General features: G+C 55.1%; 1 protein-coding gene and 2 pseudogenes. All 3 read left to right on the forward strand.

Annotation, left to right across the window (positions count from 1 at the left end; all coding sequences use genetic code 11):
* A pseudogene (locus ACIOZM_RS31990) lies at positions 1-199 on the forward strand (F0F1 ATP synthase subunit A); the annotation flags it as partial.
* Between the two features lie 135 nt (positions 200-334).
* On the forward strand, positions 335-592 hold the full coding sequence (gene atpE, locus ACIOZM_RS31995; RefSeq protein ID WP_003097235.1) for a F0F1 ATP synthase subunit C: 258 nt from the start codon (positions 335-337) through the stop codon (positions 590-592).
* Between the two features lie 59 nt (positions 593-651).
* Positions 652-746 (forward strand): annotated as a pseudogene (locus tag ACIOZM_RS32000) (F0F1 ATP synthase subunit B); the annotation flags it as partial.

Raw genomic sequence — 746 nt, forward strand, 5'->3', positions numbered from 1 at the left:
TCGCGGCCGGCTTCGGTGCGGCTCCGCTCGGCCCTGGCCGTCGCGCCCCCCCCGCGGCCTGCTCTGGCTCAGCGGCCTGGGCGTTGTTCTGCAGTGGGCGTGGGCTGTGTTCCACATCCTGATCATCACGCTGCAGGCGTTCATCTTCATGATGCTGACCATCGTCTACCTGTCGATGGCGCACGAAGAAAACCATTAAGACTGGTTTCGACTAGTCTGATGTCCCTCCCCTTCAAACGGGAGGGGGCTCCTGACGGGGCCGCTGAAACGATTTGTTTTACCCGCTTTAAATTAAAAAAACCTAAACCATACGACGTAAAAGTCGGGAGGAAAGATGGAAACTGTAGTTGGTCTAACCGCTATCGCTGTTGCACTGTTGATCGGCCTGGGCGCACTGGGTACCGCAATTGGTTTCGGCCTGCTGGGCGGCAAGTTCCTGGAAGGCGCAGCGCGTCAGCCAGAAATGGTTCCAATGCTGCAAGTTAAAATGTTCATCGTTGCCGGTCTGCTCGACGCCGTAACCATGATCGGTGTTGGTATCGCTCTGTTCTTCACCTTTGCGAACCCGTTCGTTGGTCAGATCGCTGGCTAATTACCCGGATTCTTCCGAGTAATTTGATGTGATGGACAACGTAACTGCGAGGTGTTGGCGTGAACATTAATGCGACCCTGATTGGCCAGTCCGTTGCGTTCCTGATTTTTGTACTGTTCTGCATGAAGTTTGTATGGCCTCCGGTCATCGCAGC

Source organism: Pseudomonas sp. NPDC087346 (assembly GCF_044744235.1).
Taxonomy (GTDB): Bacteria; Pseudomonadota; Gammaproteobacteria; order Pseudomonadales; family Pseudomonadaceae; genus Aquipseudomonas.